Genomic DNA, 15511 nt, shown 5'->3' with positions numbered 1-15511 from the left:
GTCATTCATTTGGCAATGAGCTTGGCTGGCTCAGGCGGCGACGGCTTGCACTTCCATGGCGGCGTCCGCTGCCATCTCGATCAGCGCGCGCTTGTATTCGTTCGGGAAGACTTTCACGAACTTGCCGCGCGCCGCAGCCCAGTCGTCGAGCAGGACGCGGGCGCGGGTGCTGCCCGTGTGCTTGAAGTGACGCTCGATCAGGCGCTTGAGGATGACTTCGTCCGCTTCCGGTACGCCGTCGCGGTGCTGCGTGTGCCAGGCGTCGCGGTCGACATGCTGTTCCGCTGCCGACACGACCTTGTCCAGGCTGACCATGGCCGTGTTGCACTTGCTGGCAAAGTCCCCCGCAGGGTCATACACGTAGGCGATGCCGCCCGACATGCCGGCCGCGAAGTTGCGTCCCGTGTTGCCCAAGACCACCACCGTGCCGCCCGTCATGTATTCGCAGCCATGGTCGCCCAGGCCCTCGACCACCGTGGTGGCGCCCGAGTTGCGCACGGCAAAGCGTTCACCGGCCACGCCGTTGAAGAACGCTTCGCCGGCGATGGCGCCGTACAGCACCGTGTTGCCGATGATGATGTTGTCCACGGCCCAGCCGCGGAACTCGGTATTGGGCCGCACGATGATGCGTCCGCCCGACAAGCCTTTACCGACGTAATCGTTGCCCTCGCCCACCAGGTCGATCGTGATGCCGTGCGCCAGGAAGGCACAGGCCGACTGGCCCGCCGTGCCTTGCAACTGGATGTGGATGGTGTCGTCCGGCAAGCCGGCGTGGCCGTATTTCTTCGCCACTTCGCCGGACAGCATGGTGCCCACCGTGCGGTTCAAGTTGCGCACGGGCGAGATGAAGGAGACGCGCTCGCCCTTTTCCAGCGCCGCGCGCGCTTGCGCGATCAGCTTGTGGTCGAGCGCCTTTTCCAGCGCATGGTCCTGGAATTCCACGTGGCGGCAAGCCTGGCCATCCGGGGTTTCCGGCTTGTAGAAGATGGACGAGAAGTCCAGCCCCTGCGCCTTCCAGTGCGAAATCGCCTTCGATTTGTCGAGCAAGTCGACCCGGCCGATCAGCTCGTCATACGTGCGGATGCCCAGCTGCGCCATCAATTGACGGGCTTCCTCGGCAACGAAGAAGAAGTAATTGACGACATACTCGGGTTTGCCCGAGAACTTGGCGCGCAGCACGGGATCTTGCGTGGCCACGCCCACCGGGCACGTATTCAAGTGGCATTTACGCATCATGATGCAACCTTCGACCACCAGCGGCGCCGTGGCGAAACCGATCTCGTCGGCGCCCAGCAGGGCGGCGATGACCACGTCGCGGCCCGTCTTCATCTGGCCGTCGGCCTGCACGCGGATGCGGCTGCGCAAGCCGTTCAAGACCAGCGTTTGTTGGGTCTCTGCGAGACCCAACTCCCACGGCGTGCCCGCATGTTTCACGGAAGACAATGGCGAGGCGCCCGTGCCGCCGTCGTGGCCGGCGACGACCACGTGGTCGGCCTTGGCCTTGGTGACGCCGGCGGCCACCGTGCCGATGCCCACTTCCGACACCAGCTTCACGGAAATCGAGGCGCGCGGATTGGCGTTCTTCAAGTCATGGATCAGCTGCGCCAGATCTTCGATCGAATAGATGTCGTGGTGCGGCGGCGGCGAAATCAGGCCCACGCCCGGCACGGAAAAGCGCAGGCTGGCGATGTATTCGGACACCTTATGGCCCGGCAACTGGCCGCCTTCGCCCGGTTTGGCGCCCTGCGCCATCTTGATCTGGATCTGGTCGGCCGAGTTCAGGTAGGCGGCCGTGACGCCGAAACGTCCCGACGCCACCTGCTTGATGCGCGAGCGCATGGAATCGCCTTCCTGCAGCGGAATGTCGACGACGATCTGCTCGGCGCCCACGACGGACGCCATGGTATCGCCCTGGCGGATCGGGATGCCCTTCAGTTCCTGCGTGTAGCGGTTCGGATCTTCGCCGCCCTCGCCCGTGTTCGACTTGCCGCCGATGCGGTTCATGGCCACTGCCAGCGTTGCGTGCGCTTCCGTGCTGATCGAACCGAGCGACATGGCGCCCGTGGCGAAACGCTTGACGATTTCCTTGGCCGGTTCCACTTCGTCGAGCGGGATCGCCTTGGTCGGGTCGAGCTTGAATTCGAACAGGCCGCGCAGGGTCAGGTGACGACGGCTCTGGTCGTTAATGATTTGCGCGTACTCTTTATAGCTGGAGAAATTGTTGCTGCGCGTGGAATGCTGCAGCTTTGCAATCGCGTCCGGCGTCCACATGTGGTCTTCGCCGCGCACGCGGAACGCATACTCGCCGCCCGCGTCGAGCTTATCGACCAGCACGGGATCGTTGCCGAAGGCCAGCGCGTGCAGGCGCAGCGCCTCTTCCGCCACTTCAAACACGCCGATGCCTTCCACGTTCGAGGCCGTGCCCTTGAAGTATTTGTCCACCAGCGACTTGTTCAGGCCGATGGCTTCGAAGATTTGCGCGCCGCAGTACGACATGTAGGTCGAAATGCCCATCTTCGACATGACCTTCATCAAGCCTTTGCCGACCGCCTTCGTGTAGTTATAGATGGCTTTGTCGCCAGACAAGTCGCCGGGCAAGCCGTGCGCCATCTCGGCCAGGGTTTCCATGGCCAGATACGGGTGGACGGCTTCCGCGCCATAGCCGGCCAGCAAGGCGAAGTGGTGCGTTTCGCGGGCCGAACCCGTTTCCACGACGAGGCCGGTTGAGGCCCGTAAACCCTTGCTCACCAGGTGCTGGTGCACGGTGGACGTGGCCAGCAGCGCAGGGATCGCCACCTGGTCGGCGCAAATGGCGCGGTCCGAGACGATCAAAATATTGTGGCCGGATTTCACGGCATCGACGGCTTCCGCGCACAGCGAGGCCAGGCACGCTTCCACGCCTTCCTTGCCCCAGGCCAGCGGGTAGCAAATATCGAGTTCATACGACTTGAACTTGCCGCCCGTGTGGGCGCTGATGTTGCGCAGACGCGCCATGTCGTCAAAGCCCAGCACGGGCTGCGCCACTTCCAGGCGCATCGGCGGGTTGACGTTGTTGGTATCGAGCAAGTTCGGTTTCGGGCCGATGAAGGACACGAGCGACATCACCATCGCTTCGCGGATCGGGTCGATCGGCGGATTCGTCACTTGCGCGAACAATTGCTTGAAGTAGTTATACAGCGGTTTCAGCTTGTTCGACATGACGGCCAGCGGCGAGTCATTGCCCATCGAGCCCGTCGCCTCTTCGCCGGCCAGTGCCATCGGCGCCATGAGGAATTTCAAGTCTTCCTGCGTGTAGCCGAACGCCTGCTGGCGGTCCAGCAACGATGGCTGGGCTTTTTCGCCCTGTGCGCGGTCCTGTTTCGCTTGTCCTTCGGCCAGCTTGATCTCGTCGAGCTTGATGCGCACCGAGTTGATCCACGCCTTGTACGGCTTGGCGTTCGCGTAAGTGTTTTTCAGTTCCTGGTCGTCGATGATGCGACCCGCTTCCAGGTCGATCAGGAACATTTTACCGGGCTGCAAGCGCCATTTCTGGATGATTTTCGACTCGGGAATCGGCAATACGCCCGATTCCGACGCCATCACCACCAGGTCGTCGTCCGTGACGATGTAGCGTGCCGGACGCAAGCCGTTGCGGTCCAGCGTGCCGCCGATATGGCGGCCGTCCGTGAATGCCATGGCGGCGGGGCCGTCCCAAGGTTCCATCATGGCCGCGTGGTATTCATAGAAGGCGCGGCGGTTGTCGTCCATCGTCGTGTGGTTTTCCCACGCTTCCGGAATCATCATCATCATCGCCTGGGCGATCGGATAGCCGGCCATCAGCAGCAGTTCCAGCGCATTGTCGAAGCAGGCCGTGTCGGACTGGCCTTCATAGATCAGCGGGAACAGTTTCTGCAGGTCGTCGCCCAGCACGGCCGACTTCATCACGCCTTCGCGCGCGCGCATCCAGTTGAAGTTGCCTTTCACCGTGTTGATCTCGCCGTTATGGGCGATCAGGCGGTACGGGTGGGCCAGCGGCCATTCGGGGAAGGTATTCGTCGAGAAACGCTGGTGCACCAGGGCCAGGGCCGAGATGCAGCGCGCATCCTGCAAGTCCTTGTAGTACACGCCCACCTGGTCGGCCAGCAGCAAGCCTTTGTAGACGATGGTACGGGCCGACATTGACGGCACGAAGAATTCCTTGCCGTGCAGCAGTTTCAAGGCCTGGATGGCGTGGCCCGACGATTTGCGGATCACATACAGTTTGCGCTCGAGCGCGTCGGTGACCATGATGTCCGGGCCGCGGCCGATGAAGATCTGGCGGATGACCGGTTCCTTGGCGCGCACGGTGGGCGACATCGGCATATCGGTATCGATGGGCACGTTGCGCCAGCCCAGCACGACCTGGCCCTCGATGCGCACGGCGCGTTCGATTTCCTGTTCGCAGGCGATGCGCGACGCGTGTTCCTTCGGCAGGAAGACCATGCCCACGCCGTATTCGCCAGGCGGCGGCAATTCCACGCCCTGCTTGGCCATTTCTTCGCGGTAGTACTGGTCGGGAATCTGGATCAGGATGCCGGCGCCATCGCCCATCAGCGCATCGGCGCCGACGGCGCCCCGGTGATCGAGGTTTTTCAGAATCAGCAAACCCTGTTCGACGATCGAATGGGTCTTGTTGCCCTTGATATGGGCGACGAAACCGACGCCGCAGGCATCGTGTTCATTGGCTGGGTCGTACAGGCCTTGCGCTTTCATGGGCTTCTCCGCTGCATATGACTATCGAAAAACTAGAGTAGTGCAACGCAACAAAAAACTCAACCAGAACAATTAGGGTCGGAGTCGAATTAAATTCGATTACGTCGCTCTAAAAATTTAATAGGGACATAGTCGAAGCCATTTCAATAAAACGTCAGAAAGAAACCATTTTTTGTTTTAAATGCGAATGCTTTTCAATTGGCGTCCGTTGCGGCCGCGACTTTGCGGGGACGGCCCCGCTTGGCGGGCAGTACTTGCCGCTGCATTTTCTGCTCCAGCGCCTGCTTGAAAGCGTCGGAACCAAGCGGCCAGCCCTTCAAAACAGCCTGTTCCACGGTTTTCACCTCGCTGCTGCCCAGTCCCTGCTCGAACAGGCGCAGATAGGCCGCCTCGCGGTCGAACGGCGTGTTGCCCAGCGCCCAGTACAGCGCATGGTCGGTGATGACGGGATCGGGCCGCACACCGGCATGGTGGGCATAGCTGGACCAGCTGTAATCGAGCGCCTGGCCCGCCAACCCCGTTTGCACGGGCACGCATTCCAGGTAACGGCAGCAAGTAAGGAAGAAATTGTCGGGATCGATGACGGAAGTTTTGTAGCGTCCCTGCCACAGCGCCCCTTCACGGCCGTATTTCTGGTTGAAATACGGCACGTAATAGCGCCCCAGCCACTGCATCAGCTGTCCCAGTCCCGTCGCATCGGCTGGCGTCGCCAATAAATGTAGCTGATCTGGCAATAAAACGTAGGCATGGATGGCCACCTTGAACATTTTCGCGCCCGTTTTCAGCCAGGACAGAAATTGGGCATAGTCCGCTGCGTCCTGGAACACGCTCTGGCGGTTGCTGCCGCGCTGGATCACGTAATGGGGCAGTGCGGGAATGATGAGGCGGGGCAAACGGGCCATGGCAAAATCGAAAAGTGAAGGCTAAGGCCTTGATTTTACACACTTGCGAGCGCAGGACGCGACTCTGACCCTGTTTTATTTGAAATGCTGGAAAAAGCGATTGACTCTGTCCCTAAATTGTCCTGCAGGAGACTATGCACCTTCGCAGGCGGCAAGTTGGTAGTCCCAACGACCACCATGATCGAGGCAACTATCAATTTTCCACTCCTTGCGCAGCCAGAGAGCGGCACTGGCCAGTGCAACGATCAACAACAGGCCAGATAGGAATCGCCGTTTCATGCTACTGGCCGCCTCTGGCGGTCAGGACAGGTTAAAACTGGCCGACAGGCTGTAGCCCTCGCCATACGCGCTGCGCAGCGGCAAGTCCTGGCCCAGGCCGGTCTTGGCTTTCTTGCGCAGGCGGTACACGAGCATGTCGACGCGGCGGCCCGCATCGGGATCTTCGCCGCCCATGCCGGCCACGATGACGTCGCGCGGCACGGGGCGGGTATTGATGGTCAGCAGGTGCAGGAAGTTGAATTCCTTTTCCGTCAGGGCGATGACGGCGCCCATCAATTCAAGTTGGCGAGCGCTTACTTTCAAGGTCCACTTGCCCGGCTCGGGCACGGGATCTTGCGGGCCGACGCGGCGGTCGAGCGCCTCGATGTGGGCGGCCAGTTCGGGGAATTTGATCGGCTTGGTCAGATAGTGGTCGGCACCGAGGCGCAAGCCGAGGATGCGGCTGTCGAAGGCGACACGCCCCGTCAGCACCAGCACACCGATCTGCGGATACAGCTGGCGCATGCGGGGGATGACGTTGAAGCCATCCTCATCGGGCAAGCCCAGGTCCAGCACGACCACCCCGACATTGCCATGGCTCAACGCCGTCCACATCCCGCCAGCGGAGCTGGTGATATGCACTTCGTGTTCGAGCTCAACGAGAAACTCCGCCATGTCTTCGGCGTAGTCCAGATTGTCTTCGACGATCAGTATTTTCGTCATTGCAACGCCATTCTTCCATTAGTGAGCTACCGTGGGCAAACCATGCCATTCACTTCTGCACCATGATGGACGGCACAATAGGTTTACGTCAAGGAATTATCACGGTTGCCTTCAGCGGAAGCAACTTTTTTCTAGTCTAGCCAGGAAGCGGCAGCCAAATGCGGAAAATAGCCCCGCCTTCGGGCAGATTATGCCCCTGCAAACTCCCGCCATGCACGTCCACCACGGCGCGCGCCATGTACAGGCCCAGGCCCGCACCGGCATGCGTCGCATCGGTTCCACGGAAACCTTTTTCGAACAGCTGCGCCAGTTCTTCTTCCCGCAAACCGGGCCCCGCATCGCGCACACACAGCGCCACGCCGCCTTCGGGCACCAGCTTGCCCGACACGGTGATGCTGCTGCCCGGTGGGCTGAACTTGACCGCGTTGTCGAGCAGGATTTTCAGGCACAGGGCCATGCCAGGCACGTCGCAACGCAGCCGGGCCGGCAAGTCTTCATCGAGTTCCAGCTGTACGCGGTGGCTGGCCGGCACGGTGGCGGCCGCCTGCTGCAACAAGGCCAGCGGCGCGATGCCGTCGGCCGCTCGTTCGCGGCCGATGGCCGCCATGCGTTCTGGCGACAAATAGTCGTCGATCATGGCCAACAAACGGTCGACGGCCGCCTGGATTTTCACGTAGCGCTTGCGCGTGGCCTCGTCGGCGTCTCGGGATGTCGAGACGAGGCGCTGGATGGCGCCGTCGATGGTGGCCAGCGGCGTGCGGAATTCATGCGACAGCATCGAGGCGAAACGCTTCTGCTCCTTTTCCCGCTCGGCTTCCTGCGCGTGGGCGGCGCTGACGTCGCGCACCGTGCCGACGATGGTGATGCCCCGTTCCCTCGCCGACGCGGGCACGATGGTCGAGCTGATTTCCAGCGCCAGCAGGCGGCCGTCGGCGTGCGGCAATTCCACTTCGCGCAGCAGGGTCAAACGGCTGGTGTCGCCGTCGCGCCAGCGCTGCAGCCGGGCCGGCACGTCCGCCGCCAGGCGTGCCGCGTGTTCACGCAAGGCTGCCTGGTCGTAACCGGTCAGGCGTTGCGCCGCGGGGCTGATGTAGCGTAATTCGAGGGTGGTGGCGTCGAGCAGGAAGGCCGCGTCGCGCCCATGTTCGGCCAGCAGGCGGAACGTCGCTTCGCCGGCGCGCGCGCGCAGCAGGGCGCGGCGCAACTGGACGAAGCGCAGCGCCATGAGGATGACGCCGGCAAGCAGCAGAAGGAAAATGGGCAGCATGCGTTATACCTGGCAAGAAAGAATTGCCAAGTATAAGCGTGCGCTGCCCTTAATCTTCCAGCGGGGCGAAAATCTGCTGCAAGTCTTCCTGCGTGAGGGCCATCTTCTGCGATTCGCCTTCGGCCAGGATCGATTGCGCCAGCTCCGATTTCTTTTGCTGCAGCAGCTGGATTTTTTCTTCCAGGGTGCCCTTCGCAATCAATTTGTAGACGAACACGGGCTTGTCCTGGCCGATACGCCAGGCGCGGTCCGTGGCCTGGTTTTCCGCCGCCGGGTTCCACCACGGATCGTAGTGGATGACCGTGTCGGCCGCCGTCAGGTTCAGGCCCACGCCGCCCGCTTTCAGGCTGATCAGGAAGATGGGCACGGCGCCCTGCTGGAAGGCCGCCACTTGCGCGCCCCGGTCCTTCGTTTCTCCCGTCAGCAGCGCGTACGGAATGTCGCGCGATTCCAGCTCTTCCTCGATCAATTCCAGCATGCTGGTAAATTGCGAGAAGACGAGGATCTTGCGTCCTTCATCGAGCAAGTCTTCCACCATCTGCATCAGGTCGAGCAGCTTGGCCGAACCGGCCGACTGCTTCTTCGCCGGCAAGGATTTCACCAGACGCGGGTCGCAGCAGACCTGGCGCAGTTTCAGCAGCGCTTCGAGGATGACGATCTGGCTGCGCGCCACGCCCTTCTTGTCGATTTCTTCACGGACCTTTTGATCCATCGCAAGACGCACGGTTTCATACAGATCGCGCTGCGGCCCCGTCAATTCCACCTTGCGCACCATTTCCGTCTTCGGCGGGAGCTCTTTGGCCACATTGTCCTTCGTGCGGCGCAGCAGGAAGGGCTTGATGCGGCGGTTCAGCAGCATGCGGCGCAGCGGATCGTCCTGGCGCTCGATCGGGTGGCGGAACTGCGTATTGAAGGTCTTTTCGTCGCCCAGCAAGCCCGGCAGCAAGAAGTGGAATTGCGACCACAGTTCGCCCAGATGATTTTCCAGCGGCGTGCCGGACAGGCACAGGCGGTGGCGCGCGCGCAGCAGGCCCGCGCTTTGCGCCGCCTTGCTGCGCGTATTCTTGATGTAATGCGATTCGTCGAGAATGACCAGGTGGAAATCATGCTCGCGCAAGGTTTCCTCGTCGCGCGGCAACAGCGCGTACGTGGTCAGCACCAGGTCGCACTGGTCGATCTGGTCGAATTGCTGGGCGCGGTCCTTGCCTTGCAGCAGCAACACCTTCAGGCTGGGTGCGAACTTGGCCGCCTCGTCCTGCCAGTTGCCCATCAAGCTCGTCGGTGCGATGACGAGGGCCGGATGCGTAAGGCGGCCTGCTTCCTTTTCCACCAGGATATGCGCCAGCGTTTGCACGGTTTTACCGAGGCCCATGTCATCGGCCAGGATGCCCGCCAGGTCATGGTCGCGCAGGAATTGCATCCACGCCAGGCCGTCGGCCTGGTAATCGCGCAAGGTTGCCTGCAGGCCCGCAGGCGCCGCCACTTTTTGCACGGAACCGAACTGGCTCAGCTTGCGGCCCATGGCGCGCAGCTGTTCGCCGCCCGTCCACTGCATGTCCAGGCCCCGCGCCAGCTCTTCCAGGCGCGCCGCATCGAGCGTCGACATGCGCACGGCACGCTTGATCTTGTCGCTGAAATACAGCTCGCCCAGCGTGTTCAAAATCGGACGCACGCGGCCCCACGGCAGGGCGACGCGCGTGCCGTCCGGCAAGGTTGCCAGCATCTGGTCATCGTCCGCATGTGCTTCGATGACTTTCGGATTGAAATCGTTGGGCGCGTTGCGGATCAGCTGCACCAGCACGGGCAGCAGCGGCACGCGCTCGTGGTTGACGACGATGCCCAGTTCCAGCTCGAACCAGGCGTTGCCGCTGTCCGGATCCTGGTCATCGATTTCCGCGTACCAGTCGCCCACGTCGCTCACGTCGTAGCGGTACTTGGCCGTCTTTTCCACGATCCAGCCCTGCGCCAGCAAGGCGTCGATGCCGGACTCGGCAAAACGCAGCCATTCCGCCTGGGAAGGCAGCAGCAAGGCGCCCTTCAAGCCGCTCAAGGGAGCGGAGCCCGGCTTCTTGAATTGCAGCTCGGCCAGGGTGGCCAGCGCGCGTGCTTCATCGACCGTATTTCTCTGGATAATTTCCGTCACCTCGCCCACTTGCCGCACCACGCGCTGCGACGGGTCGAACGAGACTCTTTCGCCATCGTAGTCGTAGGACAGCACGGCGAAGTCGCTCCAGCGCTGCAGGCTGCCATCGGCCAGCATGGCGCTGTCCAGCAGCAACACCGGTTGCGCCGGCACGTCCTTGCGCAAGCGCTGCGGCAACGGTTGCGGCAGCGGCATCAGATGCTGCAAGCCTTGCGCCAGCAGCAGTTGCGACACGCGCACCTTGTCGTTCGCATTCAGGGGCGGCGCCTGCGCCACCAGCGCCTGCAGGTCGGCCAGGGAAATGTCGGAGCCGCCCTGGTTCAGTTCCAGCACGCCGCACGACAGATTGTCGATGTACCACGGCGGATCGGTGGGCAGCATGTAGTCGATCTGGTCGGCGCCATGGTGCTTCGCGCCTTCCGGCGGGTCCACTTGCCAGCCCAGGCGCATGGTCTTGCCTTCGTCGCGCCAGAACAGGCGGGCGGGACGCACGGGACCTTCCTTCAATGGATACACGAGACCATTGCCGACGTCGGCCCAGGAATTGGCCCACAACAATTTATCCTGCTCTGCCAGCATTTTCAGCAGGGCCGCACCCACCTTGCCCTTCGGCTCCGTGGCGCTGCCCGTCTGCGAATTCTGCCCGCTGCGCATGGCCACGAAGAAACGCACGAGGTCTTCGTCGGCCGGCGTCAAAAACGTGGGCGGCGCCGACAGCAGGGAAAAGATTTCGCTGATGGGGGACGCCGCCGCCACATCGCCGTTCGGCCGCAGCCGCGCCTTGTACAGGCACAGGGCCACGTGGCGGCCGCCGCTGGTGGGCGCCAGCACGTAGATCAGGCGGTGCTGGTTGAGTTTGGGATCGGGCTCGGCAATCGTCAGCACGGCCTTCGGATGGGCGGCAGCCTCCACCCGCTGCAGCCAGGTGGCGACGGCATACGGCAAAGGCGCTCCCGGCGCGCTGGCCGGGGCAACTGGGGTTTCACTGGTTTCTTCGCGGGTAAAATCCATGGGGCGCATTTTTGTGTAAAGGTCGTATCCAAATCGGCAACAGGCAATATTATCCGCCATACAGGCGTTGCTGGCTTGATTCACACACGCTCTTTGAGCAGTTTTAATGCGCGATGCCTAAAAAATAAGTATTTAATACGACACTTGGGGTCCGCTGACGGCAAAAAAGGCCCGTCATAGGCCTTTTTTCGCCGCCTGTGGAGGGCTTATCAGGCCGGCACAGTTTCTTCTTCGGCCACGCTGGCGGCCTCGACTACCGGTGCCGTGCTCGTATCGGCCGGCGTAAAGTTGCGCAAAAACAAGAAGAACTGGCCCATCATCTGCGTCCACAGTTGCAGATTGATATTCAGGTACTCCTTGCTGACGCCGCCGGCGACCAGCACATCCATCTCCAGCACGACGAAATCGCCATGCTGGGCCACGCGGGCAAAACGCTTGCTGCGGTGCCATTCGGCCAGCAAGCCGGCCGGCAAGTCGCCGCCCTGCACGCGCAGCGGGCAGCTCAGGGTCAGGTCCGCGTACTGGCCAGGCGCGGCTTCATTACCCCACAGCACCTGGAAACCGATGCCATGGCTGGCGCTGTGCAGGCGCACGACACCGTCGTGTTCGATGCTGGTGACGGCGCAGCCGGCCGCCTTGATGGCCTCGGCCGTTTGTTCCGCATTCAGGGTGGTCAGCAAGCTAGTCGTGTTTTCCATCGTCATTCCATTCATTTCAAAAAGTAAAAATTATTGGGGTGCCGGCGCGGGCGCGGCCGGCGTTGCTGCCGCTTCGGTTTGACGCGCATCAAAGCGGCCCTGGTACAGCTGGTCGCCGTACTGCTGCGCGATTTGCTCGAGTTTCACCCGGCTTTGCGCGGCGAACGGCTGGCGCGCTTTCATGACGTCCAGCACGTCCAGGCTTTCATACGCTTGCAGGATCTCTTTCCCGGCCGCATACAGCTGGGCATTCTTGCTTTCGCAGCGCGCCAGGGCACTGCGCTGCACCGCCACTTCGCCGTCCAGGCGCGCCCGCTCCGCTTCGATCTGCTTGCCCGTGGCGGCCAGCCGTTCGCCGGCCTGGCGGTACTGCGCCAAATTCGCGGTTGCCTCCTGTGCGGCGGCGGCGCTGCGCTGCTGCTCGGCGGCCAGTTTTTCCCGCTGCGCGCGTTCCTGCGCCAGCTGCGACTGGCTGCGCGCCAGCTCCTTTTTCACGCCATCGCTGGCAGGCGCCGCGGCGGCGGCGGGCGCCGCCTTGGCGGCCGGCACGCCCTTGGCTTTCAGCGCTTCCAGTTCGCCGCGCGTCTGCTGCAGCTGCGCCGTGACATTGCGCAACTCGGCGCGCAAACGCTCTTCCATGCTTTGCCCCTTCTGTCCCTGCGCCTGGGCGGTGCCGGCGGCCAGCAAGCTCAACAGCAATAAAGGCAGGCGCATTTTGTTGGATATCAACATCATGGCTCCTTAAAAACGCGCGTTCAATTCGATTTGCAGGGTGTCGATCGACAGTGCCGAACCGAACACTTCGCGGCTCGACGTCCAGCGGCCGTTCAGCCAGGTATTCTTGTCGAGCGCATACGCGCCACCGAGGTAGTAGCCGCGCGCATTCGTGCCGCCCAGATGGAAGGTGGAATCGTTGTAGGCGTCAGGCAAGGCGTCCGGTTCGATGCGCTTGTAACCAAGCAGCACGTTCCAGTCGCCGCGCGCCGCCGGGCTGGCCTTGCCCAGGGTCGCCTGCAGCATGTAGGCATTGCCGCCGCTCTTGAAATCGGCTTGCGAGACGCCGCCCGTGCCGCCGAAGTTATTCATGATGCCGCCCTTGGCGCGCGCCCACATTTCATTCTTGTCGTAGGCCATGTTGCGCACATAGTCGCCTTCGATGCGCAAGTCCGTGCCGCCCGCGACCTTGCTATCCCAGCGCGCATTCAGGTTGGCCAGGCGGAATTTCGACGCCAGGCCCACGAATTGCGGCTGCGGCGTGTTGGCCGGATCGAGCGGATTCAGGGCGATATTGCGCAGCAACATCAAGCTATTGCCCTTTTGCATACTCGATGGACGCGACCAGTCCGTGCTGCAGCCATCGGCGCCCGCATACAGCGCGCACGGCTGCGAATACTCGCCGCTGATGTTGCGGAAGTTGTAATAGGCCAAGGCGCCACGCAATTGGTGGTCGCTATTGATCTTCCACGACGCGCCCACTTGCGCGCCGAGCAGCCATTTGTTTTCGCTCGACATTTTTGCCTGGCTGCGGCTAGGCGCATTGTCGGACGAATACTCGAGCGGAATCAGGCCCAGGGTGCCGAACACGGTGACGTCCTTGCTCTCACCGACCGGCTGCTGCACCTTGGCGGCGATGCCGTCGAAATTGAGTTCGCTGGAAAACAGTTCGTCGCCGGACACGAATGGATTGTCGAAGCGGCCCGCCGTCAGTTTCAGCCACGAAGCGGGCTGGTAGGACAGCCAGGCCTGGTCCAGCCAGATGTTCTTCTTGCCCAGGCCGCCACCGAGAGTTTGCGTGGTCGATACCGGGCTGTCGTCATTGCCGCTGGCCAGGCGGATGCCCGCTTGCGTGGTATCAGAAATGTCGGCCAGGATACCGAGGCGGGCACGGGCGCGCAGCAAGTGCTTGCGGTCTTCGCGCGTGTTCAGCAACGCCGGCAGGGCCAGGTTGCTGTTCGAATTGACGTCGTAGCCGCTGCCGCTGTTGAGCGAGCGCCAGTCGATCTCGATATTGCTGTTGGCCATGTCGTAATAGCGCGATTCGTAGCGCGCGCGCACGTCGCCTTCCAGGCGGATGCGCTTGGTCCAGGCCGGCGTTTCATTCGGCGCCGCCCAGCCGCCCGCTTTTGCTTCGGCCATGACCTGGCCCTTGATCTCGTCGCGGATCTGCTCGCGCACGGTTTGCGAAATATACGGCACGCGCACGTCGCCAGGCTGCACCTGCGCCAGGGCGGCCGGTGCGGCGGCCGGACGGGCTTGCGCCGCGGCCAGCGCTTCGCTCTGCGCCTGCGCCAGCAAGGCTTCGCCGGCATCCTTGTTCAGGGCGCCGCTCTGGATCAGGCCGCGGATCAGCTTGACCATGGTGCTGTCGGCCGGTGCCTGCGCTTGTACCGCGCCCGCAGCCACGCTCAGGGCGAAAGCGGCCAGCGCCAGCGGAAGACGGCGCGCACGCTGTGGGGGAGAAAATAAGGAATTCATTGCTTCTTTCGGGAAAAATTAAAATGAATGTCGTAAAGAACGCCTGACAAAACCGTCGCGAGCGGCAGTGAGTTGTGGCTGAGAAGCGCAGCTGTGCGCATGCACAGTGAGCATCGCAGGCCGCAAATCACAACGCGCAGCAGGTTTGGTCGGGTGTTCACGGCCTGCGGCCTTTAATGGATACGCGGGCCGGGAAACGCAGGGATGCCGGCGGCCGCTCATCGGCGCGGAAGTCGCGCACCATGGCCAGCACCTGCTCATCCGTCTGCGCATTGCCCGTGCCTTGCACCAGCTGCACTTTCGTCGCCCTGCCTTCCGTATCGAGCCACAGGTCGACGCGGATATCGCTGAACGCCAGCTGGCGCGTGCGCGGGTCGCGGGCGAACGCCAGCTGCAGCGCGTTGGCGACATAGCGGCCATACGATCCCGCGCCGAGTCCGCCGCCACCGCCACTACCGCTCATGCCGCCGCCGCGCCCGGCCTGGATGCCGAACGCGTCGCTGCCGGCCTGCGCCGCGCCGTCGATGGTGACGGGGTCGCCCTTGTCCGGCGACGGGCTTTCCGGCGCGTCATCCATGGGCTTGTCGGCAGGCGTCGGTTCCGGCTCGGACACTTCCGGCACCACCTTGTCCGGTGTCGGTTCCGGCAATTTTTCCGGTTCCGGCGGCGGCGGTGGCGGCGGTGGCAGCATCAGCATCGGCGGCGCCGCGACTTCGCGCTTGGTGGCCGCCGTATCGGACAGCAAATACCAGACCAGCGCGGCCAGCGCAGCGGCCAGCAGCGCGCCGCCGGCCACGCCGCCCCAGCGGCGCCACCACTGCGCCGCGCCCGACGATTCCGAGCCGGCCATCTTCATCATGTCGTCACGCTTCACCTTGCGCTCCTCATGCCGGCTTGCCGGTCACCAGGCCCACCTGGTTCAGGTCGATGCGGCGCAGCAGGTCAAGCACTTCGACCACCTTCGCGTATTGCACGGCGGCGTCGCCGCGCACGATCACGGGGAAGTCGGGCGTCAGCGCCTTTTCCGTGCGCAAGCGCTCTTCCAGCTCGGGCAGGGTGACGGGATAGGCGTCGAGGAAGACCTGGCCCGCGTTGTCGATGGTGATGGCCTTGGTCTTCGGTTTTTCCAGCGCCATGGCCGAGCTGGCCTTGGGCAGGTCGACCTTGATGCCGGGGATGCTGGCGTTGCTGGTCAAAATGAAGATCACCAGCACCACCAGCAGCACGTCGACGAAGGGCGTGATGTTGATGCCGCCGCTACGCTTGCGGGGGGTAAACTTGGCGGAGGTGGCCATGGTTATGC

At 62.9% G+C, this 15511-nt stretch carries 10 protein-coding genes; all 10 read right to left on the bottom strand.

The annotated features are described in order from the left end of the window. Positions 1-30: 30 nt before the first annotated feature. The gene (locus OX462_RS00775) at positions 31-4731 is read right to left on the bottom strand and encodes a glutamate synthase-related protein (RefSeq protein WP_070290323.1); all 4701 of its coding nucleotides are present in this window, start codon (positions 4729-4731) and stop codon (positions 31-33) included. A 194-nt stretch (positions 4732-4925) separates the two neighbouring features. After that, positions 4926-5633, bottom strand: coding sequence for a transposase (locus OX462_RS00770; RefSeq protein WP_070313402.1), 708 nt, complete (start codon positions 5631-5633; stop codon positions 4926-4928). A 300-nt stretch (positions 5634-5933) separates the two neighbouring features. Then, complete coding sequence (locus OX462_RS00765) at positions 5934-6614, bottom strand: response regulator transcription factor (RefSeq protein ID WP_034753797.1); 681 nt, start codon at positions 6612-6614, stop codon at positions 5934-5936. Positions 6615-6750: 136 nt separating this feature from the next. Then, positions 6751-7881 carry a PAS domain-containing sensor histidine kinase gene (locus OX462_RS00760; protein WP_409027568.1) on the bottom strand — a complete coding sequence of 377 codons (1131 nt, stop codon included), beginning with the start codon at positions 7879-7881 and terminating at the stop codon, positions 6751-6753. 49 nt (positions 7882-7930) lie between these two features. After that, positions 7931-11035 carry a DEAD/DEAH box helicase gene (locus OX462_RS00755; RefSeq protein ID WP_409027567.1) on the bottom strand — a complete coding sequence of 1035 codons (3105 nt, stop codon included), beginning with the start codon at positions 11033-11035 and terminating at the stop codon, positions 7931-7933. Positions 11036-11244: 209 nt separating this feature from the next. Further along, positions 11245-11733 (bottom strand): YbjN domain-containing protein, encoded by a 489-nt coding sequence (locus OX462_RS00750; protein WP_227742071.1) that lies wholly within the window; start codon positions 11731-11733, stop codon positions 11245-11247. A gap of 30 nt (positions 11734-11763) precedes the next feature. Beyond that, a complete protein-coding gene (locus tag OX462_RS00745; RefSeq protein ID WP_409027566.1) occupies positions 11764-12468 on the bottom strand; it encodes a hypothetical protein in 705 nt (234 codons plus the stop codon). 6 nt (positions 12469-12474) lie between these two features. Beyond that, a complete protein-coding gene (locus OX462_RS00740; protein WP_409027565.1) occupies positions 12475-14208 on the bottom strand; it encodes a putative porin in 1734 nt (577 codons plus the stop codon). 157 nt (positions 14209-14365) lie between these two features. Next, positions 14366-15082, bottom strand: coding sequence for an energy transducer TonB family protein (locus OX462_RS00735; RefSeq protein ID WP_409027564.1), 717 nt, complete (start codon positions 15080-15082; stop codon positions 14366-14368). 10 nt (positions 15083-15092) lie between these two features. Further along, the gene (locus tag OX462_RS00730) at positions 15093-15503 is read right to left on the bottom strand and encodes an ExbD/TolR family protein (RefSeq protein ID WP_034753784.1); all 411 of its coding nucleotides are present in this window, start codon (positions 15501-15503) and stop codon (positions 15093-15095) included. Positions 15504-15511 lie beyond the last annotated feature (8 nt).

The organism is Janthinobacterium aestuarii, assembly GCF_046113285.1.
Classification (GTDB): Bacteria; Pseudomonadota; Gammaproteobacteria; order Burkholderiales; family Burkholderiaceae_D; genus Janthinobacterium.
This window is presented reverse-complemented; position numbering and strand designations above follow the sequence as displayed.